The sequence below is a fragment of the Halomonas sp. PAMB 3264 genome, assembly GCF_031954245.1.
In the GTDB taxonomy this organism is placed as follows: domain Bacteria; phylum Pseudomonadota; class Gammaproteobacteria; order Pseudomonadales; family Halomonadaceae; genus Vreelandella.
Map to the genome: position 1 here is coordinate 1,947,704 of NZ_CP134866.1, position 25,512 is coordinate 1,973,215.

The following is a 25,512-nucleotide window of genomic DNA, read 5'->3' on the forward strand; positions in this document are numbered from 1 at the left end:
GATGACACAAACTCCCACCCATGCGTATCGATATCAGGCGCGGCGCGCTCTTCAGACAGCGGCGCTGATCACGATCCTCTTGAGCCTTGGCGGCTGCGCCCACACCGCCCCATCGACCACGCTTTACGAGCGCTTGGGCGGTGAAAGCGGGATCGAGGCAGTAGTCGAACGCTTTCTCTATCGCGTCGCCGATGACCCTGAACTGGTCGGTTTTTTCGCCAACACCAATATCGACCACCTGGCCGGCTCGCTTGCCAACCAGTTTTGCGCCGTCAGCAACGGGCCATGTCGCTACGAGGGTCCGCCGATGGAGCGCGCCCACCAGAACATGGGGATTACCGATGCCCACTTCAATCAGCTGGTCGAGCATCTGGCGGCCGCGCTGCGCGAAGAGAACATAGCGCTTGGGGCGCAAAACGAACTGCTTGGCCGTTTGGCCCCGATGCACGCTGACGTCATGCGCTATCAATAGCGGGCGTTACAGCACCTTGCGATCTTCTACCTTATCGTGTTCGGTTCCCGGGGGCAGCGGATGGCCCTTGGCGAGTTCGGCGCGACTGGCAGGCCTCACATCGAGCACCTCGACCCGGTAGCCAAGCGTTCGCCCGGCCAGCGGATGGTTCATGTCAACGCGCACGCTGTCGCCTTCAACCGATAGCACGGTGACGATTTGCGGTCCCGCCTCGCCTTCGGTTTGAAAACGGCTGCCGGGGGCGAGCTCGGCGCCGCTAAAGGCCGTCCTGGCAAGCGTTTTCACTAGCGCTTCATCGCGCAGCCCGTAGGCATCGATAGGGGCCAGCGTGACGCTAAAGGTATCACCTGGCGCCTTGCCCGCCAGGGCGTGCTCGAGCCCGGGCAGAATATTGTCGTGGGCGTGAAGGTACTCCAGCGGCTTCTGGCGCGCGCGGGAGTCATCGAGCACCTTTTCGGCGCCAGTTTGGGTAACGTCGCTCAGTACGTAGTGCAGGGTCACGACCTGATGGGGCGTAATCGACACGGAAAACTCCTCTCCGGTAAGCTGTCGGTTCTTTCAGGCGAGCAGTTTAGCATTGACGCCTTTTCTCAAGGCCACCCCGCCCGGTTTTTTCTGGAGTTTCTCGACGATGGCAATCCCTACCCCCAGGCGCAGTTGGAAAAGCGCTCTGGCTGTCTATTTCTGTGCGCCGGTCATGACCATGCTGTTTTTGGGATTTTCCGCCGGGCTCCCCTTTCTGCTGGTGTTTTCCACGCTGTCGGCCTGGCTTCGAAGCGACGGCGTCGAGGTCGCCGCCATCGGCTTTTTCTCCTGGATCGGCATTCTCTACTCGATCAAATTCTTCTGGGCGCCGGTGGTCGACCGCCTGGAGCTACCGGTGCTCGGCCGCATGCTCGGCCAGCGCCGTGGCTGGATGCTGCTGGCCCAGGCGTTGATCGCCGCAGGGCTCGTGGGTATGGCCGGCGTCGACCCGGTGGGCAACCTGGGCCTGGTAGCGGCGTTTGCGCTGCTGGTCGCCTTTGGCTCCGCCACTCAGGATATCGCCGTGGACGCCTACCGGATCGAGTCGGCTAACGACGACCTACAGGCGGCGATGTCCTCGACCTACATCATCGGCTACCGCTGCGGCCTGATTGCCGCCGGCGCCGGGGCGCTCTATCTCGCGGCGCACTACTCCTGGCAGATCGCGTACCTTGGCATGGCCGGGCTCATGGCGGTGGGCGCGCTGACCGTACTGATTCGCCCGGAGCCGCCGCGCGCCGCGCTTTCGATTCAGCTCGTACGCGAACCCAGCGTGCGCGCGTTTTTGCGCCAAAGCCGCGGCCGGCCGAAGTGGCTTCGGCGCATCACCGCCTGGGCGATCGGCGCGGTGGTATGCCCGTTTCTCGATTTCTTTCGCCGCTTCGGGGTCAAGGCGCTGGGACTTCTGGTGTTCATTGCGGTGTTTCGAATCAGCGATTTGGCCATGGGCTCGATGGCCAATCCGCTCTATATCGATCTTGGGTTTTCGCTCGAAACCATCGCCGCGGTGACGAACATCTTCGGCATCGCGATGAGCATTGCCGGGGGTATCCTGGGCGGGCTTCTGGTGGCGCGCTACGGTATTGGTCCACTCTTGATCGGCGGCGCCGCGTTCGTCATGATGACCAACCTTCTTTTTACCGCGCTTTCGCTGATCGGCGATGCGGTGCCGATGCTGGTGGTGACCATCATTGGCGATAACCTCGCCAACGGGCTGGCGAGCGCCGTATTCATCGCGTTTTTGTCGAGCTTGACGTCGAAAGCCTATACCGCGACCCAATACGCGCTCTTTTCATCGCTGATGACGCTGCCGGGCAAGTTTTTAAGCGGGTTTGGCGGGCTGGTGGTGGCAAGCCACGGATACGCCACCTTTTTCGTGGTGGCGACCGTGCTGGGGCTACCGGCGGTACTGCTCGCCGTATGGGTCAATCGGGACCGCGATCTGTTTGGCGCGCCAAAACGCTAGCGCGACAAGTCGCTCAAAAAAAGCCGATCAGGACGTTTTGGCCTTTGACCGGCGCTGTTCGAGCCATTCGAGCGCCCCTTTGGTAGTGCGCCACTGATCGCGCATCAGCGTGCGGTACTGCCACGCCTCGGCGCGCGAGCCCGGATCGACCTGCCCGTCGGCGTGGGGGTGCGAGGGCTTCGGGCTCTCGGCGCACAGAAGCTCCAGCGCGTAACGGTTGTGGGCCATCGCCAACCCCAGCGCGTTCTCGGCGGCCTCGTACTCACCCAAACGGTAGAACGCCAGCGTGCGCCCCATCAAAAGCCCCAGCACCTGGGAGCCGTCGTCCTTTTCACATGCCTCGGTGAGCGTGAGCGCCTCCTGGTTGCGGTCGTCGCGCAAGAGCTGGTCGAGCACCAGCTCCTTGAGGCCGAGGCTATCCTCGCGGTCGATCGCCAAAAGCTCTTCGGCGAGCTCGCGGGAGTGTTGCCGGGCGCCGCGCTCCATGCCGACCACCAGCGCAAGGCCGGTGCGCAGCAGCATGACGTTGTGAGCGTCGTCCCAACAAAGACTTCCCTCACCGGCAGCGCGCGCCTGCTGCAGCCAGCGCGAAAGCCGCACCGCCAGCGGCTCCAGTAGGCTCGGCGCCATCCAGGGAAGGCTGCCAAAGCGGCTGGTCAGCGCCAGGGTCACATCCTGCACGACCTGGGGGGCGTCGAGCCACTCCGGGTGAGCGCAGAGCTCGGACATCCACTCCACCGCGTTACCCCAGGGGTCGTCGCGAAAACCCAGCGCCACGTCGTCGTCGACCCACACCTGAAACTGCTCGTGCCAGGCAGCGAAGAGCGTCTCTTCGCGGGCGGTGGTGGTGTAGTGAAGGCGCTCGCCGTCTTCGGAAGGCTTGATATCGAGCTTTGGCGCGATGGGGAGTGCGGCCAGCAGCGACTGCAGCGAAATCAGCGGCGTGGCCAGATCTTCCTCGGCGCTCAACAGCTGATCGGCGAGGGTCGCGCCGGGGTTGTCCGCCAGCGCCGACAGAAACTCGAGCTGCTCCTCGTCGAGCCCGCCCTGGCGCGAAAGTCGACGGTACCAGAAGTCGGCGCGCTCCTTCGCTTCCTCCTCGTGGCCTTCGTGGAGCAGCAGCATGGCCTCGATGTAGGCCAGCGTCGGCGAGTCCGGCAGCGCCTGCATCGCTTTGATGAAGGCGCCGCGGGCGCTGTCGAGATCGTCGTTGTCCAGATGCATCAGGCACAGCCGTTCGAGCGCCACGCCGCGCAGAAACAGCGGGCCGCGCTCCATGACCTCGTCGAGCAGGTCGGCGCGCTTGCGGGTGAAGCCGCGCTCCTGGTAAATATCGAGCAGAATTTCGAAGGCAGGTTCGGCCTGGTCGGGCAAGCGCGACCAGTCGCTGCCGTCAAACAGCGACTCGAGAATCTGCATGGCGCGGCCGGTCTGGCCGCTTTCGGCGGCGATCAGCCCGGCTTCGAGCAGCGCCTGAGCCGGGGCGCAGCGGCTGTCGAGAGCGGCCTTGAGCGTGGCGCCCTTCCACTCCTTGAGCGAGAGCATCCACATCATCTGGGCCGGAATGTCGGTCGGGAAATCGACGCGCTGGCAGCACTGCTTGTACTTGCGACCGGAATCACACCAGCAGGGCTCGTTGCGTCCGGGCGTGGCCAGGGGTTCGCTGGCGAACTCCAAACGCTCGAGCGGCGCCTGAGACCATAGAATCGGCGCCAGCGCCTGGGCGGTGGCGATATCGCCGTTGAAAAACTCGGCGCCGCGGGCGCGCACCCAGGTCATGAAATCCGGGTAGTGTTCCTGCTGTCTGATTGCCGAGAGTGCCCCTGAGGCAAAACCCAGCAGTTGATCGACCCATACCGCCAGCATTGCCATCTCCACTGTTTTGAAAGCGCCATAGTCTAGCACGCCCCAAGGGCTTCTCGCAGAAGGATTGGCGCGGCGAGAAGTGGCTGTTACTGTTCGACGGGCTTACCGCCACGCACGCTTGACGTTGACCATTTTCGGAGCCGCGATGACCACCGTTTCACTCGCCATCTGCCAGGGGCTGGCGATCACACCGCACCTCGAAGCGCTCGCCCGCCTGCGCATTCGCGTTTTTGCCGATTACCCCTACCTGTACGACGGCGACCTGGCCTATGAGGCCGAGTATCTGGACCGCTACGCGCAGAACCCAATGAGCCTGTTCGTGCTTGCTTTCGATGGCCACACCCTGGTCGGCGCCTCCACGGGCCAGCCGCTGGCCAATGAAGTCGCCGAATTCCGCGCCCCTTTCGAAGCCGCAGGCATCGACCCGGCCGGGGTGTTCTACTACGGCGAGTCGGTACTGCTGCACGAATACCGAGGTCAGGGGCTTGGCAAGGCGTTCATGGCCGAACGCGAAAAGCACGCCAGGGCTCAAGGGTTCGATACCGCGGCCTTCTGTGCCGTGGAGCGCTCCCCCCACCACCCGGCCAAACCCGAGGGCTACCAGCCGCTGCACGGCTTTTGGGAGCGTCTTGGCTATCGCCGCCAGGCCTCGCTTGCCGCGCGCTTTGCCTGGAAGGATATCGGCGAGCGTGAAGAGACCGAGAAGCCGCTTGTGTTCTGGCTCAAGGCGCTGGACTAACGGCTTACCGCTCGGGCGGCGCGAAGCCGGCCCAATCCAGAAGCGGCGTGACGCGCGCGTGCATATCGAGGCGCGCCTCCAGGCGCACCAAATTCCAATAGTGGCCGTTGAGCGCCCGCGACAGCAGCAGCGTATCCGCCGGCGGCTGCAGCCGATCCATCGCGCCCCATACCTTGGGCGAAAGCTCACGCAGGCGCCGATGCACGCGCACATCGCCGAAGTCCTGCTCGCCGGGCGCGAACAGCGGGGCCACGCACTCGGCGGCTTCGCGGTAAAGCGTCAGCGGCGCGCCCTGGCCCTGGCGGCCGCCCATCTCGCGCAGCGCCTCGTCCATGGCCATCGCATCCTTCTCAAGCGTTGCCTTTAACAGCGCCATCATCGCCATGAGCCGATCTTCAGGTACCGGAATCACCGCGCCGAAATCGTAAATGATCAGCCGTCCCTGGGCGTCGGCGGCGAAATTACCGGCGTGGGGGTCGGCGTGCAGCTCGCCAAAGGTGAAAAGCTCCTCGGTGATCCAGTCCGCCAGCGTCTGCGCTACCTTTTGGCGCGTAGCATCCTCCATGCTTTCGAGTTCACGCAGCGGCGTGCCGCCAACGAAGCGCATGGCGAGCACGTGGGTACCGGAAAGCGCCATCAGCGGCTCGGGTATGACCAGCCGCGGATCATGGGCATAGCGCGCCCGGTAGCGCGCGAGCGCTCGGGCCTCGGCCTGATAGTCGAGCTCGTCGCGAAGCCCGGCGGCGAGCTCCTCGAACATCGCATCCAGCCGCGCCTGGGGCACCTTGAACCAGCGCCCCAGGCGCAGGATGCGCCTAAGCTGCGCCAGGTCGCTTTCGAGCACCGCTGAAAGGCCCGGGTACTGAACCTTGAGCACGACGGTTTCGCCATCGCGGGTGATGGCCTTGTGCACCTGGCCCATGGAGGCGCTGGCGAAGGGGCGCTCTTCGATCTCGCGAAAATGGGTGTCCAGGTCGCCGTACTGCAGCACCAGCGCTTCACGAATGCGCGGCCAGGGCATCGGCTCGGCCTGACGCTGCAGGCGGGCAAGTTCTTCGGCAAGGTCCGGCGGCAACAGATCGTCCCACTGCGACATCATCTGCGCCATCTTCATGGCCGGGCCCTTGAGTTCCGAGAGCCCCTCGAACAGTGCCTCGCCCAGCGCGCGCCAATCCGCCTGACCGCCCAGCCGGGTCTTCAGCATCGCCCCGCCGGTGCGGGCGCCAAGGCCCATCAAACGCCGTGTTCGTCCGCGATCGCGCATCGGTTTTCCTCATTGGTCAATGTGTCCAAGCGTGCTTTCCGCGCGCTGCGCCTTATTCATCCCCTCTGTTACCATAGGCGCAATTTCACGACTCGTTAAGGTAACGCCGGCATGCGCTTGATTATCGCCGAAAAACCCAGCCTGGCCCGGGCCATCGCCGATGCGCTGCCGGGCAGTGGCCAGCGCCTGGACGGCGCCATCGCCTGCGGCGACACCACCGTGACCTGGTGTTTGGGCCACCTTCTCGAGCAGGCCGCCCCAGAAGTGTATGACCCCGCCGACAAGCAGTGGCGCCTGGACCGGCTGCCAATCGTGCCCGGCACCTGGAAACTGGCGCCGCGCGCAAAGGCCCGCGGCCAGCTCGCCGTGATCCGCAAGCTGATCAAGCGGGCAAGTGAAGTCGTGCACGCCGGCGATCCGGACCGCGAAGGCCAGCTTCTGGTGCAGGAGGTGATCGAGTACCTGAACTACCGCGGGCCGGTATCGCGCCTTCTCATCAGCGACCTGAACCGCCCGGCGGTGACCCGCGCGCTCTCGAGACTCAAGAGCAACGCCGAGTTCCAGCCGCTCTTTCAGGCCGCCCAGGCGCGCTCCCGGGCGGACTGGCTTTACGGGATCAACCTGACCCGCGCCTGGACGCTCACCGGCCGCCAGGCAGGTCATGACGGCGTACTCTCGGTGGGGCGGGTACAGACGCCGGTGCTCGGGCTGATCGTGCGCCGCGACAACGCCATTCGCGACTTTGCGCCCTACCCATTCTACCCGCTCTGGGTGGATCTCCAGGTGGCACAAGGCCAGCTTCGTGCCTGGTGGGTACCCGGCGAGCGCCAGCCGCTGGACGACCAGGGCCGGCTACTCGAGCGCGCCCCGGCGGATACGCTGGCAGCAAAACTCCCCGGTGCCGAGGGTCGGCTTGCCAAACTCGAACAAAGCGAGAAGCGCCAGAACGCGCCGCTGCCCTACTCGCTTTCGGCCCTTCAGGTTGACGCCGCGCGCCGCTTTGGGCTCTCCGCGCAGACGGTGCTCGACGTGTGCCAGCGCCTTTACGAGCAGCACAAACTGATCACCTACCCGCGCTCGGACTGTCGCTACCTGCCCGAAGAGCATCTGCCGCTCGCTCAAAAGAGTTTGGCGGGTGCCTGTCGAAACGATGAAACGCTCGCCGGGTGGCTTGCCGGCGCGGATTTTTCGCTGCGCTCGAAAGCCTGGAACGACAAGCAGGTCGGCGCTCACCACGCCCTGGCCCCAACGGGCAAGCCCGCCGACTTCTCGGCGCTTTCCAACATCGACGACCAGGTGTTTCGCCTGATCGTGCGCAACGTGATGGCGCAATTTTATCCGGTGCTGAGAACCTTCGAGGTCAAGGCGGAGTTTCACCTCTTGAACGAGGCCTTTCGCGCCCGGGGTCAGAGCGTGCTCGCCCCCGGCTGGAAGCCGCTGTTCACCACCAAAGAGGACGCGCCGCCGCTGCCACCGCTGACGCAAAACGAGCCCTGCCGGGCGCTGAATGCCGGCGTGGAGGAGAAAGAGACTCGCCCGCCGGAGCCTTTTACGGACGCCAGCATGATCAAGGCGATGATGAATATCGGGCGCTACGTGGAGGATCCTGAGGTGCGCCGCACGCTTCGCGACACCGATGGCCTGGGCACCGAGGCGACCCGCGCCGGCATCATCGAAACGCTGGTGCAGCGCGGCTATCTCGTGCGCAAGCAAAAGGCACTGCGCGCAACCCGCTTGGGCACCGCGCTGATCAGCGCCCTACCCAACGCGGTGAGCACCCCAGAGCGCACCGCGCTTTGGGAGCAGCGGCTAAGCGCCATCGCCGAGCAAAGCGACAGCGCCCCCGCCTTTCAACAGGCGCTGATCGAAGACCTGCACGGGCTCTTGAAGCAAAGCGATGCTGGCCGGCTGCGTTCGAGCCTGCAAACGGCCCAGGGCGAAACCGCCGCCCCGGTAAAACGCACGACAAGAACGCGAAAGAGCGGCACGGGATCGAAAAGTACGCCTCGGCGTAAAAGCACCACCGCCAGAAAGACGACCCGTAAATCCTGATACCGATTTCTGACACTAAATAAAACTCGATTTTCTGAATATTCCATCAAGTTGGCTAGTGTTTTTTAGCCAGCCTAAGATAACGGTATAAAAAGATCGCCAAGCTCAACGCTAAAGGACTTGGGCACGATGCCCCCCACCGGCGATACAGGTCTCACCGCAGCGGGGGCCAACGGGGTAAACAGCGGAGGGAATGGCCCCCCTAAAACAGCGTCTCCCCGTTGAGGGTCAGCTGGCCCTGCTCCCACTTGAGCGTTTGTTGCTCACGCTCGGCGTCGATCAAAAAGCGTGCCATCAGCGGAAGCTCATCCATCACCGCTTCCGGCGGGGTGACCATGCTGGCCTCGAAATGGACGCGCTCACTGAAGTAGGCGTTGGCCTGGGCTTCGCTCATGGGGGCATTTTGAGGTGTGATGAGCTCGCGTGCCGGCGTATCGGTATGGCGGGCGAGACTAAAAAGCGCCTCTTTCGAGAGATTCTCACCGTCGAAGCCCATGTCGATCTTCAGCTGCGGTTTAAAATCGAGATTCAGCGCCGGCACGACGATATGGGCGTCCAGCGGGTCGATACTGACTGCGGGGCTGCTGGCCAACACCGTGTAGCCGTTGTCGATTGCTTGAGTCAGCGACTCGCGGTAGCGCGCCTCGTCGAAGCTTGCCGGGTCTCGCTCGCGACGATAGTTCTGGGCACTCAGCATGGCAAAAGCTTCGTTATAGTCCTGAAACGCTTGCATGTCCCAGCGCTCGGCGGCGATCTCCATCGATAGGCTGCCCATCGATGTCCCGTCAACGCCGACATCTGCCACTTTGAAGGTGCCGGCTTGATCGACCCGCCGGGGGTTGTCGTCGAGTTCGGCGGAGGGCTGCGTCAGGGCATCAAACACGACGTCGTCCAAATAGATGTTGAGCCCTTGGGTCGCAATTTCTGCGCGGGGAAGCTCGAGTCGCTGCACCACCTCGCTGCCTTCATCGCCGCGGGTATCCATTTCGAAACGCGGCGTGGTGAGGCGCACGACCGAGCCATCGACGTAGGTAAACCCGAGTGCCTCGATGCGCGTATCGACGTGCCAGCGTGTGTCGTCCTCGATATCGAGCGCCATGACCACGCCGGTGGCCTCGCCGTCGAACTCCTTGAAGCCCAGCGTATCGGCGGTGAGCTGGCCCTCGGCCCCGCTCCAGGAGGCGACCATATCGATGTCGATATCGCCTTCGAAAAGTGCCTCGCTCGGGTGCAGAGTGCCGGTCACCGGGCTTTTGAGCACGCCGTGATCCACGTGCAGATCGAGCGCGGCGGTGGCGTCTTCGAAACCGACGGCGCCGAGCGTGGCACGCGCGTTGGTTTCGAAAAGCGAGCGGTCGATCTCGATGTCCGTGACGCGCCAGCCAGGCGAGGCGTCGATGCGCTCGAACGCCTGGTTCAGCGATTTTTCCACTTCATTGCCCACGATCGCCTGAGCGCCGAGATAGCCCCCCGCGCCCACCACGACCACGGCGCCCACGATCACTAGCGCTTTCGAACTAACGGCCATGCCGCGCTCCTTCTATAGGGTTTAAAAGAACAGGGTTTAAAAAATTAGGGTTTAAAAAATTAGGGTTTAAAAAATAATTTAAAAAGCCGTCGAGCTTAATTTAATAATGATTATTGTTTCAATAAAAAATCAGCGGCGCTCATCCGACGGGCGCCATTAGCTTGCTCAAAACAGAAAGGCGCTTTGATAAATACACAATTGCCGCCGTTTGGCTTCCCTGGTAGTTTTATTTCGATAACGACCTGAAGGGTTTTCCGCTGTTTGCACGGGCCGCCGGGTAACGTCACTAAAAGCGGCCGCCGCCTCTTGTTGATCGCGAGCTCGTTTTAAACGTTGCCGCGCCCGCCTGCCGCTAGTGATGACAAACCCCACCCGCACGCTTTCTCACTAAAACCATAACGCTCAAAGCGGAGAGAACGATGAAAGAGACGCCGAATTCTATCGAGGCGGACGCGCAGCCGGTGAAGAAAAAGCGCGCCATGCCGGATGTATTCATTATCCTGTTCGGTTTCATGGTGCTGGTACTGATCGCGTCCTACATCGTGCCCGCCGGCACCTACGAACGAACGGTCGAAAACGGGCTGACCCAGGTCGATACCGAGAGCTTTCGCTATATCACCGGGGATTCGCTCAGCGTAATGGACCTTTTCACCGCCATGCACAACGGGCTGGTGGCGGCGTCGACGCTGGTATTTCTGATTTTGATCGTGGGCGGCGTGCTCAAGGTCATCGAAACCACCGGGGCGATCAGCGCCGGTATTCACCGTTTGATCGCGATGGCCAAAGGCCGCCAGAACGTGCTGATCTGGATCTTTTGTGGCACGTTCGCCACGCTCGCCTCGGTGGGCGTGGGCGCGAACCTGGCGATCGCGTTCATTCCCATCGGGCTCTTTTTGGCGCGTTCGATGAAGCTCGACCCGGTGGTGGGCGTCGCCATCATCTTTTTGGGCTCCTACGCGGGCTTTGGCGCAGGCGTGTTCGACCCCACCGTGACGGTGACCGGGCAAACCATCGCCGAGCTTCCGCTGTTTTCCGGCTTTGTCTACCGCGGCGCCATCTTTGTGGTGTTTTTGGGAATCACCGCCGCTTACATCTGCCGCTACGCTAAACGCATCAAGCAGGATCCGACGGCCAGCGTCATGGGAGCCGAGGCCTTCGCAGATGCTCAGGCTGGCCGAGAGCCGGGCGAGATCACGGCCTTTACCCTGACCCACAAGCTGGTGCTTGGACTGTTCGTCTTTGGTTTCGGGCTCTTTATCTTTGGCGCGTTCAACTACGGCTGGAGCATCCCGCAGCTCTCCGCCACTTTTTTGATGATGGGCGTGGCGACGGCCTGCATCGCGAGAATTTCGCCCAACGACTTCATCAAGCGGCTGATGAGTGGCGCGGGTGATGTACTTTACGGGGCGCTGGTGGTCGGCGTGGCAGCCGCGGTGATCGTGCTGCTGCGCCAGGCACAGCTGATCGATACCATCGTGCACAGCGTGGCCACCTCGCTCGATGGCCACGGCAAGGTAATGGCCATGGAACTTCTGTACGGCTTCAACCTGCTGTTCAACGGGCTGATTACCTCGGGTACCGGTCAGGCAGCCATCGTCATGCCGATCATGGTGCCGATCGGGGACATGCTCGAAGTGACGCGCCAGGCCACCTTCATCACCTTCAAGCTCGGCGATGCGGTGACCAATATCGTTACCCCGCTTTCCGGTACGCTGATGGCGTGTCTGGCCATCGCCCGGGTCTCGTACGTGGAGTGGTTCAGGTTCGTGCTGCCGCTGGTGCTGCTCTGGATCGTCACCGGTGCGCTCTTCGTCGGCGTGGCCGTGGCGATCAACTACGGTCCTTTCTAGGGCTTGAGGGCTTGAGGGCTTGAGCGCCTGATTGATCACTTACCGCCTTCGCCCTTTCCGGCGAAGGCGGTTTTTTCTGCCTCGCTCAGCGCTGCGCTGAGCGTGTCCAAAAACCGCTCGGTGTGCTCGGGCAAAAGGCGATCTGCCATCACCTGCACCTGCAGGCTGCGCTGGGCCAGTTGAGGCTCCTTGAACGGAATGTGAACAAGCCCTGCCTGTTGCACGCGCCCACTGACCGACATCGCGCTGCAAAGACCCACCATGTTCGAATGCTCGCTGACCGCGGTGTACGTCACGCCCAACGTGTTACAGGTGATGCGCGGGTGAAGCGTTACACCGGAGAGGCTGCACGCCACGTCGAACAGATAACGCACCGTCGACCCGGTGTCCGACACGGTCAGCGGGTAGTCGGCCAGATCCTTCATCTCCAGCGCCTCAAAAACCGCCAGCGGGTGATCGTTTCTCATCAGTGCGCCGATCGCGGCGCTGTAGCTCGACACCACCTGCACGCCGATATCCACCGACAGGCTGAACGTCAGCGCGATATCCACGCTACCCTGTTTGACGAGCTCAGAGGCACGAGCGGACTCGACGACCTCGATATCGAAACCGATTTCCGGATGATCGATAACAAAGCGGGCAATAACGCTGGGCAGACAGTGCCAGGCCATGCCGTCCGGGCAGGCCACGCGGATGGTCTGGCGCTGCCGGGCCGTTGCCCCGCGCATCTGCTCGACCACGCTGTCGAGCTCCAGCTGGTTGCGAAGCGCATAGGCCTGAAGCAGTCTGCCCGCCTCGGTCAGCACCATACCCCGCGGCTGACGATTGAACAGTTTGAGCTCTAGACGCTGCTCCAGATTGGTGATCTGACGGCTGACCGCCGACACCGCCACGTGAAGCTCCCCCGCCGCCGCCGACAGCGACCCGGTTCTCGCCACGCTTTGAAAGTACCGCAAGTTGAGTTCCTGCATGGCGATCCTCGGGTGTCCCGTTGCAAGGCAGTCGCAGTAGAAAGCGCGCCAGACCGGCGCTCTTTGTTTGCAAAAAATAGAAAGCTCAATTGATATTTTATTGATTGCCGCAAATCAGGGCAAACGATACGCTCAAACCATTCACTTTAACCGCACGACGAGGGCTTCATGACGACCGCAACCGCGCATGCCAACCGACAACACGCCATCGACCTGGCGCTTGAAACGCTCTCCAGCGGCGAGTTTTACGACACATTGGCACGCCGCGTTGCCCTGCGCACGGTGAGCCAGGACGCGGAGTGCAGAGCAACGCTGTCGGCGTACCTGGACGATGAGATCGAGCCGCTGTTGGGCCGGCTTGGCTTCACCTGCCGGCGCATCCCCAACCCAAAAGAGGGCCTGCCGCCGCTTTTGATCGGTGAGCGTATCGAGGATGTGTCGTTGCCGACACTGCTGCTTTACGGCCACGGCGATGTCACCGATGGTCAGGAGAGTACCTGGAGCGACGGTATCGACCCCTGGACGCTCACCTTCGTCGATGGCCGTGTGTACGGGCGCGGCACCGCGGACAACAAGGGTCAGCATAGCGTTAACCTCGCCGCCCTCGAAGCAGTGATCGAGGCGCGCGGCGGCACGCTTGGCTACAACGTGAAGATGCTGTTCGAAATGAGCGAAGAGATCGGCTCGCCCGGGCTCGAAGAGACCTGCCGGCTCTACCGCGACGCGCTGTCATCGGATCTGTTTCTTGCCTCTGACGGCCCGCGCATTCGCGACGACATGCCCACCCTGTTTCTCGGCTCTCGCGGGGTGTTGCAGCTCAAGCTGACGCTTGATACCGGCAACGGCGGGCGCCATTCCGGCAATTGGGGCGGCGTGATCACTAACCCGGCGGCGGTACTGAGTAACGCTCTGGCCACACTCGTTTCCCAACGCGGCGAAGTGCTCGTCGACTTTCTCAAGGCACCGGCGATCAGTGAAGACGTCGCGCGGCTGATTCGCGACTTGCCGGTGGGCGGTGGCGCCATGGACCCGATGATCAACCCGGCCTGGGGGGAGGCATCGCTCACCGACGGCGAGCGGCTTTATGGTGCCAACACGCTCGAAATTCTGGGGCTTAGCGCCGGGCGCACCGACAAGCCCGTCGGCGCGGTACCTGAGCGCGCCGAGGCCGTGCTTCAGCTTCGCTTTGTCAAAGGCACCGATTGGCAGGCCGCCGAGACCAACCTGCGACAGCATCTGGACCGCCTGGGCTTCGAGGATATTGCCCTCGAGATGCTGGGCGGCTACGCCGCGACCCGCCTGGACCCGAGCCACCCCTGGGTTGGCTTTGTCGCCGCATCCGCCGAGCAAAGCCTCGACGACCAGGTTCACATTCTACCCAATCTGGGCGGCACGATCCCCAATCACTGCTTTTCCGACGTGCTGGGCCTTCCCACGGTCTGGCTGCCCCACTCCTACCCGGCGTGCAATCAGCACGCCCCGAACGAGCACCTGCTGGAAAGCATCGTTCGGGAAGGGCTTGTCATGGCGGCGGGGCTCTTCTGGGACTTGGGCGAGGCCCAAACGAAGATGGATTTCAAGAAAGCCACCGTTTAGCGCCCTGAACAAGACCGCGCTCTGGGCAACCGGCGTAGCGGTAACGTTCAGGACGATCAAAGGCGGTCATCAAAAAAAGCGCTGGCGCGGTCGCAGCGCTTAATCGCTATAGATCCCCGGCGCGTTGGAGGCCGCAAAAGCCCAGCACTCGTGAATATCGATGGGCAGCGTGCGGCCTTCGGAGAGCGGCGGCAGATCGTCGAGGGCGAAGAAGTCCGCGGCGTCGGTTTCGTTGTTGGCCACGAACGCGCCGCCTTCCAGCGTGCAAACGTAAAACAGCTTGTAGATGTGGTCCGGCGAGTAGTAGGCGTACGGGTGAAGGCTCCGGTCCTTGAGCATGGCGAGTCGCGGATGGCTTGCCCGGTAGCCGGACTCCTCAAAAATCTCCTTCAATACGCCTTCACTCGGGCTTTCGTTGATGTCCGCCCAGCCGCCGGGCAGCGTCCAAAGGCCATCCTTGATCTCCCGCACCAACAGCACCCGGCCGTGCTCATCGAACACTGCGCCGCGCACATCCACCTTGGGCGTGGCGTAGCCCTTGTCCGGAATGATCAGGTTTTCGATCTTCTCCACGGGTACGTCGCCCAGCACCGCGAACATTTGATTGGTCAGCGTTTCGAGCTGGCGGTAGCGCTCGAGCTCGTACTTGTTGGTGGTGTAGGTCTGGCCGGTTTGGGCGATGGAACGAAGCGACTTGGCAAAGGCGAGCCAATCGTGAGTCATGCGGTGTTTCCTTATAAAGTTTCCTTGTAAAAGCGGTCTATCGGCGAGTGTCGCTATCCATTGGGCCAAGTTCGAAAGGAATGTCAGGCGCGATATCTTCTACGCCATCGATATGCCGGATGCGCTCAGCGGTGGCGCTATCGGCCTCGCCGGTAATACAGCCGATCTCCTCCATCAGCTCGCGCACGGTCAAGCCTTCTCGGCCAAGCCGGTCGGCGAGTTCACCGATCGAGCAGCCGCTGGCAACGGTGACGATCCAAAGCTCGATTCTTGCCACGATGACTCTCCGTTGATGGCCGGCGCAAGGCGCTGTTATTCAGGCGCCTTGCACCGGCGGTGGCCATGATTCAAGGCGCCTGAACCAGCCCGGCACCGACCTGCTCCTCGCTTAGGGGCAGCGATTGGGCCGACGCTATAAGCCGCTGCCACAGGCTCGCACCGCGCAGCGAGGCGTCCGACTGCGCCCAGAGGGCGGCGCAACCGGCCACGTGGGGCGTGGCCATGCTGGTGCCACTGATGCTCTTGTAATTGACCGGCCGCGGCCAGGCGGAAAACACATCACGCCCGGGGGCGGCGATCTCGACCTTGCCAACGTTGGAAAAGTTCGAGCGCGCAAGGTTTGGGTCGAGCGAGCCGACCGAGAAGATGGTCGGCGAATTTGCCGGAGCACCGGTCGGGGCATTGTCGTTGCCGGATGCCGCGATCACCAGACACCCTTTTTCGAGCGCCGCCGCGCCTGCCCGGGTGTAGGCCGTCTGTACCGGGCTTTGGCTACCCAACGACATCGAAATCACCTCGCAGCGATTCGCCACCGCCCAGTTCATGCCGGCCAGTACGCTGCCGCCGGTGCTGCCGCCGGCGTTGGTCAGCACCTTGCCCGCGAAAATGGCCGCCTCGAACGCCACGCCATAGCCCGGGGTTTTGCCCGCGGCGTTTCGCGGGCCCGTCGCGGTGCCGATACAGTGGGTACCATGACCATTCATGTCCTGCACCGGCTCACCGACAAACGAGCGGCTTTCGACCGCACGGCCAGTGAAATCCGGATGATTCAGATCCATGCCGGAGTCCAACACCGCCACCTTGATGCCCGCCCCGGTGAATCGGCTTTGGGCCACCTTACAGCGCGCAAGCCCCCAGGTAATATCGTTGTTGATCGGGGCGTCCTCATCGCACTCGGATCGATCTCCGCCCAGGTCTCGCGCGATGGCGTTGGCGGCACTCAGGAAACCGCGCAGATACTCGGAGTTCTCCGCAAAGGCGAAGTACTCGGGCTCGATGATCTCGATGGCAGGGCATTTAAAGGCGTCGTCATGAATACTCATACCGCGACTTTCCAACGCATCACCGCCGATCAATACCACGCCAAGTTCCGGGAAGATCATCGCTTCGGCGTCGCCGGCCTCTTCCAGATTGACTGCCTGACCGTCGAAGTCTCGGGCATCCGCTACCCTGAACTGGCACGCTTTTAGCGCTTCGATGCCCTCATCGAGCATTCCGTCGCGAAAACTGATCAGATACCGCCCGGTTTCCAGACAGCCGCTGTCGCGCTCGACCGCGGCCATCAATAGCCGATGCGAGCCACAGGCGACGGAGCGAAGCGGCGCGGCACTGGGTGTGTGACTATTGGGGTGGGAATCGTTGGCCATCCTGGCACCTTCTGACTGAATCTATAGTGGGCATTCGAGCGGCCCGAACCGGCGCTACAGCGAACGCCAAGCCGCGCTGCTTTCAGCGTAACGCACTCACGCGGCTTCGCCAGCGCCGAGCGCCCGGCTGGCCGATACGTGCCTTAACCTGGGCACTGGGCGTGGGTTACCGACCGGTAAACGCGTTGGGTCGCTTCCTGCTGTTGCTCCAGCGCGCTAATACGTGATTGGTGTGCCGGGTGCGTGGAAAGAAGCTCCGGCGGCTGGTCGCCACCGGCTCTAGCCATGTTACGCCAAAGGGCAACGCTTTCACTCGGGTCGAACCCGGCACGAGCCATGATGATCAGCCCCATGCGGTCGGCCTCTTGCTCGTGCGTGCGGCTAAACGGCAGCGTAATTCCGAGCTGGGCCCCGATGCCCAGCGCCTGCATGAGCTGCTGCTGACCCAGCTCCCCTTCCCCGAGCATGCCCACCACCAAAAGCCCCGCCTTGATACCCAGCTCCTGCGTCAAACGCTCGTTGCCGTGATCGGCCAGCACGTGGGCGACCTCGTGAGCGATGACGGTGGCCAGCTGGCTCGGCGTCTCGGCCACGTTGAGCAAACCGCTGTGCACGCCGATACGTCCGCCGGGCAGCGCGAAGGCGTTGGGCGAGGCCTCCTCGAACACCACGACCTCCCAGCGGTCGGGAAACACGAGATCGGGGTAGCTGGCTTCGGCGCCCGCCACGACGTGGCGCGCTACGCACTGCACGAGCCGATTGGCCGACTCGTTCTGGCTCAAGCGATTGGTTTTTTGCAGCTGCTCGAAAGAGTCCTGCCCCATCTGCGCCATCAGGGTCTGCGGTACCAGCGCCAGCCGCGAGCGTCCGGTCGGCGTTTCATCGCAGCCGGCCAGTAGCACCACAATTGCCAGCAGCGGCGCGCCTAAAACGCACTTCCCAGACCAGCGGATGCGACACCTCACGTGAGTTGCAGCATGGTGTAGGGGGCTTCGCAGGCGTGGCGTTCATCGCGCTCATCGACGCTTCCCAGCCCCAAGTGGCGATCGTTGTCGTAGGCGACGAACAGTCGATCACGGTCCAGCACCGCGAGCCCCTCGGCCTTGTGCTCGAACTCAAGCGCCTCGCCGGAAGGCGTTGTCACCAGTGTCGGGGGCTTGCCCGCGTAGAACTCCTCGAGGCTCACGCTCCACAGATAGCCGCCAATGCGCTCCTGGCCCTGCTCTACCACTTCGAAACTGTTCAGCAGAAAAAGCCGCTGGTGGTAGGGGTCATACTCCAGGCTCGAAAGACCGCAATCGAAGCGGACCGCCGGGTGTTGACCTGGCTCGAAAGCGTAGTATTCGCGCATGTTATCGGTGAACACCAGATTGGCGTTTTCATCGATTCGGTAGTGGGCGCCAACGATGCGGCTCACGTAGCGAAAGTCATCGAAGGCCTGCCCCTGCTCGCGAATGCCGAACAGCAGAAGACCCTCATCCTGTTCACCGGGCACTGCCGCGAGCCCTTCGATCTTGTAGTAGGGAAAGCCGATGGCGTCGTTCAATTTAAGGCGAAGCTCGAGCGAGCCTTCGACCCCGTCGCGCGGGTCCGGGTCCACCGCCTGCACTTTTTCCGGCTGGCCCAGTGGCCAGATCAACAGGTGGTTATAGTCGTTCAGGTCGTGGCTTTCGCCATCGATACGATCGAACCCCGTGGTGGCCAGCACATGTCGGCCGTCGGCGGTCAGCGACATGTCCTCGTACTTGATCGCACGCTTGATCAGCGGCGCGGTAAAGTACTCGAGCTGGCTATCGTCCGGGCCATTGTCGGTCATGGCAACGGAGAACACCGCCGAGCGCGTCTCGCCGGGGATCGGTTTGTCGCTGGCCAGAATCAGGCGTTGGCCGTCAAAAAGCACGGCAGACACTTCCACATTGACGAGCGCTCCCTGCTCGTCGCGAAGCCCGGCGGGGAAGCAGTGAAGGGTGCCTTGCTGCGATATGGTGGCGTGGGTCATCGCTCAACTCTTCCTAAAGGTAAAATCAGCAGGATAGCTCATTGGGCAGGTGCGTCGAGCGCACCCGCACGGCGCGGGACTTCCAGCCACGACAGGGAGCACGTCCATGACGACGAAGTTCGTCGGGATATCGTTGGCACATGCACAATACCTTCAAGGCTTCCCCCATTTCCAAGCCCAACGCGTGACCCTGATCGCATTTCTCAGCGGGGCGCTTTGCGATGAATGGCCCACCAGACGAACGCGATCAGCAGCGCCTGAAGCGGCAAGCGAGCATAAAGAAGCCACACGGGGATGGAGGGAAACGCCTCGGGATGAAGCGCCATATGCACATTGGCCGGAAACACGGCCACCATCAGCGCTATCAGCCCCCAGCCCGCCAGCTTTCGAGTCGATGGAACCAGAATACCCACGGCGCCCAACAGCTCGAAGACACCGCTGATGAGCACCAGCTCCCGGTGAAAACCCAGATAGTCCGGCATGGCCAGAATGAAGAAATCGGTCAGGGCGAAATGGGCAATCCCGCCTGACAAAAAGAATAGCGCTATCAGGATAAGGGACAAGGAAGGCATCGGCGGCGAAATCAAAGAGAAATTGATAGAACGAAACTGTAAATGGTGGGGGATAAACCCTATATCGCCACTCCACAAACTTTTAAATGGGCGAATTGCGTGGTTGGCAAGAAGCTCAGTACCAATCCAAAAGTGGTAATGATCACGTCAGATGAGCAACCGGAACTTCCACCTCGTGGGTACGATTGAGCCACTGTAACAAGATAATGGCGCGCTCTTCCCCCGTGCCGGCACGTTCCAGTTCCTGTTGAAAAATCGCTGTGCGCCCGGTGAAAGGGCCGCTTTCCAGAGACACCGTTTGCCCTTTTTCGAATGAGAGTCCAACCTGCTGCGGGCTGCATTGGTGCTTGAGTGAATGAATAAGCTCCTCATCGATCACCGCGGGCTGCTGACCAAAGGCAACCAGTTTGCTAACCCCACGCGTAGAGCGAATAGGTCGCCAATTACTTTGTATCTGGTCCAGAAAAATAAACAGATAATGAGGAAACAGCGGCTCAGTCACGTGTACGAGACGGCCACCGCGTTTTTTTCGAACCGAAAGCGTCGGATGGAAAACGGTATACCCTTGTCTTAGCAGATTTTCTTCAGCTCTAAAAGATTCGTTTCCCTTGCATTGAATAGCGTACCAATGACCACGGGTAGAGACTGATGAAGGATAAGGCATGCCGTAAAGTCTCAATATATCAAGTGAAAGCAGGACGCAAGGTTGTCATCCCGGTCGTTAAAAATTCAAGCCATGACCCTCTAAAGCTTTCACCATGATACCGGCCTGAATCATGCTCATAAAGCGTTCATGGTAATCGCAACAAACGCCAATTTCAGCGTCTTGCGTTGGTTAAAACTTTTTATCGGTTCGCTCGCCTTCAAAAGCCATGCCATCATACCCTGTTGTTCTAGTAGTGAATGACCAAAGCGTACCCGGCAAAACTCCTGGCTGCTCGCTTGTTCAACGCTTCTTTTTAACTGAATAACTCAAGCGAATGCCAGGCTTGCCGATAGCTAGCGATATCGCTATCCGGAGTTTGCTGATGTTTAACCTTCGCCTCAAGAAAAAACCAAAAACTCAGCGTGGAGGAGTCGCAACGCTTCGTCAGATCCAGAACCAGATGGAGCGGGGAATGCTGTCCATCACGCTGGACGCTGACCTGCGTATTTCAGCGCTTAATCAAAGCTTTGCCAGTGCGCTGGGTTACAAACGCGAGCAGTTGTTAGGCAAGCCGTTAAAAGACTTTCTTCCGACGTACGTGACGGAGCTACCCTGCTTTAGAGCCTTTAATCAGGCCATCGCCGCGTTCGACCCCGTCAATGACAACTATCGCTACCTACATGCCGACGGTTCGCTCGTCTGGCTGAATATCGACTGGCTGCCGATACGTAAAAGAAGCGGCAAGCTCTCTTTCGTTCAGGGCTACGGGCGTGAGGTCACTCAGAAAGTCGAAGGGGCCAAGGAGAGTGAGTCGTTCATTGCGGCGCTGCTTCGCTCCACCGCCGTGATCCAGTTCAACCTCGATGGCACCATCATTACTGCCAACGAGCAGTTTTTGCAGGCAACGGGCTACCGGCTGGAAAACATCGCCGGCCGCCACCACCGCATGTTCTGCCCCAGGGACGTAGTGGAATCGCCGGAGTACGCAGGCTTTTGGCAAAAGCTCAATAGCGGTGAATACGTGTCGGACCGCTTCAAACGGCTCGATAGCCGAGGCAATGAAGTTTGGCTGGAAGCCAGCTATAACCCGGTTTACAACGCCGATGGCCATCTCTGTAAAGTGGTGAAATTTGCAAGCGTCGTCACCGACCAGGTGGCGCGAGAAGCCCTGGTACGCGAAGGCGCCACCCTAGCGTTTGAAGTATCACAACAAACCGATATCAGCGCAAAGAAAGGCGCGAACGTCGTGCAGCAGACCGTCGACACCATGCGCCAAATTGCGGAGGAAATGCAGGCCGCGAACGGCAGTATCGAAGCGCTGAGCCAGCAGTCGGTACAGATAAACGCCATCGTCCAAACGATCAGCGGCATTGCGGTGCAGACCAACCTGTTGGCGATCAACGCCGCCATCGAAGCCGCGCGGGCCGGCGAACAGGGGCGCGGGTTCGCGGTCGTGGCCGACGCGGTACGAAAACTGGCAGCCAGCACCAGCGCCGCTACGGTGGAGATCGGCGGCGTGGTAGAAAAAAACCAGCGGTTGTCGGATGACGTCACGCGGCAGATGCTCAACACCCGAGAAGAAGCGGAGCAAGGGCTGGAGCTTGCAAGCCAGGCGGGCAGCGTCATTCTGGAAATTCAGGAAGGCGCCCAGCAGGTGGTGGATGCGATACAGCGTTTCTCCAACGACCTGAAGTAGCGATCAAAAGCCCCCAAACGGCAGACGAACCAAAGTCCGCTGTTCGGCCTCGTTTGCAGAAAGTGAACGCGCTATGGTGAAAGCACTATCGTAATAAAGTGTCGCCCTTGATGAACGCATCACACTGGATACTTGGCCCGGGCGCAATAGGCCGACTGCTTGCCCACTCGCTCGCGCCAACGTGCGAGGTCACGCTGATTGGCCGGCGCGCGCTGCCACTTTTTCAAACGCTGCACTCAGCAAAAGGCGAGCGACGAACGCAATCGATAACCTGCGCTACGCCCGCCCAGTTGACGCAGGGGGCGCCTGCGCCGCCCGCTTGGCTGCATATCACCACCAAAGCCATGGCCGTCGAGCCAGCGTTTGAGACGTTGCACGCGCTGCTACCGGCCACTACCCCGCTGGTACTTTGGCAAAACGGCTTTCTCACGCAGCCTGAACTCACCAACCGATGGCCCGGCCCGGTGCTATGTGCCAGCACAACGGAAGGCGCGTATGTCACCGGTAATGACCGTATCGTTCACGCCGGGCGTGGGCACACCTTCATCGGCAACCTGAACGGACGCCACACCGCTTTGGCACAGGCGCTGGCAGCACAACTTGATCGCGCCGGGCTTGCGACCACCGCCGTCGACGATATTCGGCGCCGACTGTGGCAGAAGCTGGCGGTGAACGCCGCAATCAATCCATTAGTGGCCATCCATGGCATACGCAACGGCGAGCTGCGCGGCGCGGCTTATGCCAGTGACGTCGAGGCAGTGATCCGCGAAGTCGCGGCCATCATGGCGCTTGAGAAGATCGTGGCACCGGATGGGGGTGATGAGCAGGATAGCTGGCGGGCACTGGTGTGGGACGTGATTGAGGGCACCGCGAATAACAAGGCGTCGATGCTGCAGGATGTGGAGGCCGGCCGACCCACCGAACGGGCGGCGATTCTGGGGCCCCTGATCGCGGCCGCTCGGCAGCACGGCTTGACGGTGCCGATTTTGGAAGCGCTGGACAAGGCGCTGGCCAAACTGGAAGCGCGTTATTAGCCAAGGCTCTCGCCAGGCGCCCGCGTACTCGCGCGGGCAAGCCACTTAGCTAACGGGAATCATCACCACTTTCTGAAACGCCGGCCGCTCGGTCAGTGATTGGTACCAGCGCTCCAGGTGGGTGCGCGGATTCCAGGTAAGGCCGCAGTTCCACAAGTTGTAAATGAACGGCGCGACGGCGATATCGGCCAGACCGAACGCGTCGCCGGAGAACCAGGGTTGACGTTCCAGCGCATCGTCCAGAAGCGCGAAGAGCTCCTCGCAGGCGGCGGTGCCCTCCTCCAGCTTTTGCAGATCGCGGGCTTCGGGTGGGGTGCGAACATAGCTCATCAGCATGACACGGTGCGCCGGGCTGAGCCGCGTATTGGCCCAGTCCATCCACTTCTCGGCCTGGGCGCGCTTGGCGGGCTCATCGATCCAAAGCGTGCCCTCGCCGTACTGGGCGGCCAGATAGCGCACGATAGTATTGGACTCCCATAGAACGCTGTCGGTGGCGTCATCCTTGAGCGTCGGCACCAGGGCATTTGGATTCATGGCCTGATACGCCGCTGTATCGTTTACGCCGTGCTGAAGCCCGGCCTGAACCTGCTCGTAAGCGATGTCGAGCTCTTCGAGCGCCCAGCGCACTTTTTTGACGTTAGTGGAGTTGTCGCGGCCCCAAAGCGTAATCATGGCGATCCTTCGTTGGTGGGTTATGAAAATCCAGTTTGGTGCTCGTAAAGGCAAGTAGCAAGGCCTCCCTCACTCTCCATCTTTCTTGTCCCGATAGAACGTCATCAGGCTTGAAAAATCGAGCCGGCCGTGACCGTTTGCCTTGTGCAGCGTAAACAGGGCGCGGGCGGCGGAGCCCATCGGCACCGGGGCGGCGCTTTGCTGGCTGATATCCATGGCCAGCCCCAGATCCTTGACCATCAGGTCGGTCAGAAAGCCGCCCTGGTAGTCGTTCGACGCCGGGGCGTTCTCCATCACGCCAGGGTACGGATTGTAGACGTTCAGCGCCCAGTTGCCGCCGGAGCTTTGCTTCATGATCTCCGAGAGTACCGCGGGGTCGAGGCCGTTCTTTACCCCCATGTTGATCGCCTCGCAGGTGCCGGCCATCAAAATCGCGAGCATCATGTTGTTGCACGCCTTGGCAACCTGCCCGGCGCCGTGCTCGCCCGCGTGAAAGATGTTCTTGCCCATCACGTCGAGCACGGGCCTGGCCCGGTTGAACTGCTCTTCGCTGCCGCCCACGATGAAGGTCAGCGTGCCTGCCTGGGCGCCGCCTACCCCGCCGGATACCGGCGCGTCGATGAAGCCAATCCCCTTCTTCTCCAGCGCCGCGGCGACATCCCGGGCGCTTTCGGCATCGATGGTAGAGGAGTCGATGACCAGCGCGCCCTGCTCGATGATCTCCTTGAGCGGCGTTTCGCCATCGACGAACAGCGAGCGCACGTGCTGGCCGGCGGGCAGCATGGAGATCACGATGTCGGCGCCACGGGCGGCGTCTGCCGCCGAGGCGGCGACTTCGCAGCCGTGAGATTTGGCGCTTGCCAGCGCCTCCCGGCTGAGATCGAAGGCGTGCACGTCGAAGCCGGCCTTGGCCAGATTGGCGGCCATCGGGCCGCCCATGTTACCCAAACCGATGAAAGCGATCCTGGTCATGGTGATTGTCCTTGTTATTGAAATTGGATGGTCAAGAAGCCACTGGATGACTCGAAACCCGCGTTAGCCGAGCGTTTCCAGCGGGTTCGTTTGCCAGGGCGAGGCCAAAAGCTCGTCGATGAAGAACTGCTCGACCGAGGCGACGTCCGGGTAGCTCCAGGCCGGCGAGCCGTCCTTGTCGACCAGCAGCGCGCGCACGCCTTCGGGAAACTCCTTGTGACGGCAGCACTGTACCGACAGTGCAAGCTCCGAGCGAAAGACCTCGGCAAGCGACATGTACTTCGCGCGTTTGAGCTGCTCGTCGATCAGCGCGATCGATACCGGACTTCCGTGGGCCAGCGTCTTCTGGGCGCGGCTGAACCAGCTGTCCTCGCTTTCAACCGCTAGAATCGCGGCCACGATCTGCTCGGTGGTGTCGTGATCCATCAGCTCACGAATCAAGGGCGTGGCGTTGAGAACCGGCGTGTCGAGATCAAGAAAGGTGGTTTTCGAGGCCTGCTCCAGCTCGCGCAGGGTGCGATTGACCACGCCCTGGGCGTCGATGGTGCCCTCCTGCTGCCAGCGCGCCTGGGTCAGAGAGGCCATGAGCGCCGGGTACTGGTCGCTACTGATACAGCGGTCGGCAAGCCCTAAATGCACCGCATCCACCGCGTTGACCGCGCCTCCTGTCATGGCCAGAAAGCGCCCGGTGCCGACAGGCAAACGGTTCAAGAACCAGCTCGCGCCAACGTCCGGGTAGAGGCCGATGGTGACCTCGGGCATGGCCAGTCTCGAGGTTTCGGTCACTATGCGATGGCTGCAGGCGCTCAGTAGCCCCATGCCCCCACCCATGACGATTCCGCTACCCCAGCAAACGATCGGCTTGGGATAAGTATGAAGCTCATAGTCGAGGCGATATTCGCTTTCGAAAAAGCGCTCGGGAAAGTGCGGATCCTGGTCGCCGGTAATCGATTTATACAGGCTGACCACGTCGCCCCCGGCACAGAAGGCCTTTTCGCCGGCGCTGTCGAGCACGATGGCCACGACTCTCGCGTCTTCCTGCCAGGCGGCGAGCTGCGGGCGCATCAGCTCGATCATCTCGAGCGTCAAGGCGTTGAGCGAGCGCTCGGCGTTGAGCGTGATTTCGCCCACGATATGGCCATCGTCGGTGGCGTGCTCGTCAAACAGTACGCTACTCATCAAGGTATCCTTATGGTGTGAATCGCCGCTCCTGGCGTTCGTTTA

23 protein-coding genes are annotated in these 25,512 nt (G+C 61.8%); 8 read left to right on the top strand and 15 right to left on the bottom strand.

Features of this window, described 5'->3' with window-relative positions; translation table 11 throughout:
* Position 1 precedes the first annotated feature (1 nt).
* Positions 2-472, top strand: a complete 471-nt coding sequence (locus tag RN347_RS08775) for a group 1 truncated hemoglobin (protein ID WP_263587164.1) — start codon at positions 2-4, stop codon at positions 470-472.
* Positions 473-478: 6 nt separating this feature from the next.
* Here the strand turns inward: RN347_RS08775 and RN347_RS08780 are convergent, their stop codons facing one another.
* Entirely contained in the window at positions 479-997 is a 519-nt protein-coding gene (locus RN347_RS08780; protein WP_311957924.1) for a peptidylprolyl isomerase, read from the bottom strand.
* Positions 998-1,103: 106 nt separating this feature from the next.
* On the opposite strand from RN347_RS08780, the gene RN347_RS08785 reads away from it, so the two are divergent.
* Complete coding sequence (locus RN347_RS08785; protein WP_263587162.1) at positions 1,104-2,462, top strand: AmpG family muropeptide MFS transporter; 1,359 nt, start codon at positions 1,104-1,106, stop codon at positions 2,460-2,462.
* A 27-nt stretch (positions 2,463-2,489) separates the two neighbouring features.
* Here the strand turns inward: RN347_RS08785 and RN347_RS08790 are convergent, their stop codons facing one another.
* Positions 2,490-4,328 (bottom strand): SEC-C metal-binding domain-containing protein, encoded by a 1,839-nt coding sequence (locus RN347_RS08790; protein WP_311957925.1) that lies wholly within the window; start codon positions 4,326-4,328, stop codon positions 2,490-2,492.
* Positions 4,329-4,473: 145 nt separating this feature from the next.
* Here RN347_RS08790 and RN347_RS08795 point away from each other — a divergent pair, with 145 nt between their 5' ends.
* Positions 4,474-5,067: a GNAT family N-acetyltransferase gene (locus RN347_RS08795; protein WP_311957926.1), complete on the top strand. Its 594-nt coding sequence runs from the start codon at positions 4,474-4,476 to the stop codon at positions 5,065-5,067.
* Positions 5,068-5,071: 4 nt separating this feature from the next.
* On the opposite strand, the gene RN347_RS08800 is transcribed toward RN347_RS08795, so the two are convergent.
* A complete protein-coding gene (locus RN347_RS08800; RefSeq protein ID WP_311957927.1) occupies positions 5,072-6,331 on the bottom strand; it encodes an AarF/ABC1/UbiB kinase family protein in 1,260 nt (419 codons plus the stop codon).
* Between the two features lie 111 nt (positions 6,332-6,442).
* Between RN347_RS08800 and RN347_RS08805 the strand changes: the two genes are divergently transcribed.
* On the top strand, positions 6,443-8,383 hold the full coding sequence (locus RN347_RS08805; protein ID WP_311957928.1) for a DNA topoisomerase III: 1,941 nt from the start codon (positions 6,443-6,445) through the stop codon (positions 8,381-8,383).
* 202 nt (positions 8,384-8,585) lie between these two features.
* On the opposite strand, the gene RN347_RS08810 is transcribed toward RN347_RS08805, so the two are convergent.
* Positions 8,586-9,911, bottom strand: coding sequence for a DUF945 family protein (locus tag RN347_RS08810; protein WP_311957929.1), 1,326 nt, complete (start codon positions 9,909-9,911; stop codon positions 8,586-8,588).
* A gap of 419 nt (positions 9,912-10,330) precedes the next feature.
* Here RN347_RS08810 and RN347_RS08815 point away from each other — a divergent pair, with 419 nt between their 5' ends.
* Positions 10,331-11,761 carry a YfcC family protein gene (locus RN347_RS08815; RefSeq protein WP_311957930.1) on the top strand — a complete coding sequence of 477 codons (1,431 nt, stop codon included), beginning with the start codon at positions 10,331-10,333 and terminating at the stop codon, positions 11,759-11,761.
* 35 nt (positions 11,762-11,796) lie between these two features.
* On the opposite strand, the gene RN347_RS08820 is transcribed toward RN347_RS08815, so the two are convergent.
* Positions 11,797-12,732, bottom strand: coding sequence for a LysR family transcriptional regulator (locus RN347_RS08820; protein WP_311957931.1), 936 nt, complete (start codon positions 12,730-12,732; stop codon positions 11,797-11,799).
* A gap of 168 nt (positions 12,733-12,900) precedes the next feature.
* Between RN347_RS08820 and RN347_RS08825 the strand changes: the two genes are divergently transcribed.
* Positions 12,901-14,328, top strand: coding sequence for a M20 family metallopeptidase (locus RN347_RS08825; protein WP_311957932.1), 1,428 nt, complete (start codon positions 12,901-12,903; stop codon positions 14,326-14,328).
* Between the two features lie 99 nt (positions 14,329-14,427).
* Here RN347_RS08825 and RN347_RS08830 read toward each other — a convergent pair whose 3' ends face one another.
* From RN347_RS08830 to rfaH, 7 genes are all read right to left on the bottom strand, one after another.
* Positions 14,428-15,051: an NUDIX hydrolase gene (locus RN347_RS08830; RefSeq protein ID WP_311957933.1), complete on the bottom strand. Its 624-nt coding sequence runs from the start codon at positions 15,049-15,051 to the stop codon at positions 14,428-14,430.
* 37 nt (positions 15,052-15,088) lie between these two features.
* Complete coding sequence (locus tag RN347_RS08835) at positions 15,089-15,328, bottom strand: hypothetical protein (RefSeq protein WP_311957934.1); 240 nt, start codon at positions 15,326-15,328, stop codon at positions 15,089-15,091.
* Between the two features lie 70 nt (positions 15,329-15,398).
* Positions 15,399-16,697: a S8 family serine peptidase gene (locus RN347_RS08840; protein ID WP_311957935.1), complete on the bottom strand. Its 1,299-nt coding sequence runs from the start codon at positions 16,695-16,697 to the stop codon at positions 15,399-15,401.
* A 143-nt stretch (positions 16,698-16,840) separates the two neighbouring features.
* A complete protein-coding gene (locus RN347_RS08845) occupies positions 16,841-17,614 on the bottom strand; it encodes a M48 family metallopeptidase (RefSeq protein WP_409335799.1) in 774 nt (257 codons plus the stop codon).
* A 44-nt stretch (positions 17,615-17,658) separates the two neighbouring features.
* On the bottom strand, positions 17,659-18,696 hold the full coding sequence (locus RN347_RS08850) for a hypothetical protein (protein ID WP_311957937.1): 1,038 nt from the start codon (positions 18,694-18,696) through the stop codon (positions 17,659-17,661).
* A gap of 203 nt (positions 18,697-18,899) precedes the next feature.
* On the bottom strand, positions 18,900-19,259 hold the full coding sequence (locus RN347_RS08855) for a DoxX family protein (RefSeq protein ID WP_311957938.1): 360 nt from the start codon (positions 19,257-19,259) through the stop codon (positions 18,900-18,902).
* A gap of 151 nt (positions 19,260-19,410) precedes the next feature.
* Positions 19,411-19,932: a transcription/translation regulatory transformer protein RfaH gene (gene rfaH / locus RN347_RS08860; protein WP_263587147.1), complete on the bottom strand. Its 522-nt coding sequence runs from the start codon at positions 19,930-19,932 to the stop codon at positions 19,411-19,413.
* A gap of 316 nt (positions 19,933-20,248) precedes the next feature.
* Between rfaH and RN347_RS08865 the strand changes: the two genes are divergently transcribed.
* Positions 20,249-21,610, top strand: a complete 1,362-nt coding sequence (locus RN347_RS08865) for a PAS domain-containing methyl-accepting chemotaxis protein (RefSeq protein WP_311957939.1) — start codon at positions 20,249-20,251, stop codon at positions 21,608-21,610.
* Between the two features lie 110 nt (positions 21,611-21,720).
* Positions 21,721-22,644: a 2-dehydropantoate 2-reductase gene (locus RN347_RS08870; RefSeq protein WP_311957940.1), complete on the top strand. Its 924-nt coding sequence runs from the start codon at positions 21,721-21,723 to the stop codon at positions 22,642-22,644.
* A 45-nt stretch (positions 22,645-22,689) separates the two neighbouring features.
* On the opposite strand, the gene RN347_RS08875 is transcribed toward RN347_RS08870, so the two are convergent.
* The 3 genes from RN347_RS08875 to RN347_RS08885 form a co-directional block, all read right to left on the bottom strand.
* Positions 22,690-23,316 carry a glutathione S-transferase family protein gene (locus tag RN347_RS08875; RefSeq protein ID WP_263587144.1) on the bottom strand — a complete coding sequence of 209 codons (627 nt, stop codon included), beginning with the start codon at positions 23,314-23,316 and terminating at the stop codon, positions 22,690-22,692.
* Between the two features lie 69 nt (positions 23,317-23,385).
* Entirely contained in the window at positions 23,386-24,288 is a 903-nt protein-coding gene (mmsB, locus tag RN347_RS08880) for a 3-hydroxyisobutyrate dehydrogenase (protein WP_311957941.1), read from the bottom strand.
* A gap of 63 nt (positions 24,289-24,351) precedes the next feature.
* Positions 24,352-25,467 (bottom strand): enoyl-CoA hydratase/isomerase family protein, encoded by a 1,116-nt coding sequence (locus RN347_RS08885; protein WP_311957942.1) that lies wholly within the window; start codon positions 25,465-25,467, stop codon positions 24,352-24,354.
* Positions 25,468-25,512 lie beyond the last annotated feature (45 nt).

Coding starts and splice junctions, on each gene's coding strand:
- RN347_RS08795 (WP_311957926.1), top strand. CDS start 4,474: ATGACCACCGTTTCACTCGCCATCTGCCAGGGGCTGGCGATCACACCG.
- mmsB (WP_311957941.1), bottom strand. CDS start 24,288: ATGACCAGGATCGCTTTCATCGGTTTGGGTAACATGGGCGGCCCGATG.
- RN347_RS08775 (WP_263587164.1), top strand. CDS start 2: ATGACACAAACTCCCACCCATGCGTATCGATATCAGGCGCGGCGCGCT.
- RN347_RS08870 (WP_311957940.1), top strand. CDS start 21,721: ATGAACGCATCACACTGGATACTTGGCCCGGGCGCAATAGGCCGACTG.
- RN347_RS08790 (WP_311957925.1), bottom strand. CDS start 4,328: ATGCTGGCGGTATGGGTCGATCAACTGCTGGGTTTTGCCTCAGGGGCA.
- RN347_RS08810 (WP_311957929.1), bottom strand. CDS start 9,911: ATGGCCGTTAGTTCGAAAGCGCTAGTGATCGTGGGCGCCGTGGTCGTG.
- RN347_RS08875 (WP_263587144.1), bottom strand. CDS start 23,316: ATGATTACGCTTTGGGGCCGCGACAACTCCACTAACGTCAAAAAAGTG.
- rfaH (WP_263587147.1), bottom strand. CDS start 19,932: ATGCCTTATCCTTCATCAGTCTCTACCCGTGGTCATTGGTACGCTATT.
- RN347_RS08785 (WP_263587162.1), top strand. CDS start 1,104: ATGGCAATCCCTACCCCCAGGCGCAGTTGGAAAAGCGCTCTGGCTGTC.
- RN347_RS08885 (WP_311957942.1), bottom strand. CDS start 25,467: ATGAGTAGCGTACTGTTTGACGAGCACGCCACCGACGATGGCCATATC.
- RN347_RS08830 (WP_311957933.1), bottom strand. CDS start 15,051: ATGACTCACGATTGGCTCGCCTTTGCCAAGTCGCTTCGTTCCATCGCC.
- RN347_RS08800 (WP_311957927.1), bottom strand. CDS start 6,331: ATGCGCGATCGCGGACGAACACGGCGTTTGATGGGCCTTGGCGCCCGC.
- RN347_RS08805 (WP_311957928.1), top strand. CDS start 6,443: ATGCGCTTGATTATCGCCGAAAAACCCAGCCTGGCCCGGGCCATCGCC.
- RN347_RS08850 (WP_311957937.1), bottom strand. CDS start 18,696: ATGACCCACGCCACCATATCGCAGCAAGGCACCCTTCACTGCTTCCCC.
- RN347_RS08820 (WP_311957931.1), bottom strand. CDS start 12,732: ATGCAGGAACTCAACTTGCGGTACTTTCAAAGCGTGGCGAGAACCGGG.
- RN347_RS08840 (WP_311957935.1), bottom strand. CDS start 16,697: ATGGCCAACGATTCCCACCCCAATAGTCACACACCCAGTGCCGCGCCG.
- RN347_RS08815 (WP_311957930.1), top strand. CDS start 10,331: ATGAAAGAGACGCCGAATTCTATCGAGGCGGACGCGCAGCCGGTGAAG.
- RN347_RS08865 (WP_311957939.1), top strand. CDS start 20,249: ATGCCAGGCTTGCCGATAGCTAGCGATATCGCTATCCGGAGTTTGCTG.
- RN347_RS08825 (WP_311957932.1), top strand. CDS start 12,901: ATGACGACCGCAACCGCGCATGCCAACCGACAACACGCCATCGACCTG.